Genomic DNA, 283 nt, shown 5'->3' on the forward strand with positions numbered 1-283 from the left:
ATTCCTAGATCAAGATTGATATGCGCATTAATCCCAAGTAAGATGTGTTGCAAAATAAGCACAGAATTGTCTGCAGTAGCATCAAAGGTACGTTGCCAGCTTTGGGTAATTATGTTTCCTTGCTTATAGCTGTAGTCGGCTTCGAGATATCTATTGGCAAAAAGTACATCGAGAAGCTCCATTCTTGGGTTGTCTTCAACATCGCCATTGAGAATACCATCTCTAATCCATTTGGTTACTTTTTTATACAGTACTGGGAAGAAAGCCATGGCGCTGTTTTCTT

The 283-nt window shown here is 39.6% G+C and carries 1 protein-coding gene; it reads right to left on the reverse strand.

What is annotated here, in order from left to right; genetic code table 11:
* On the reverse strand, nt 1–269 hold a 269-nt coding region (locus ACY2RS_RS15570), incomplete at its 3' end, for a DUF5995 family protein (protein WP_490099586.1).
* Between the last annotated feature and the right edge of the window lie 14 nt (nt 270–283).

This window comes from Patiriisocius sp. 208BN25-11, assembly GCF_058147145.1.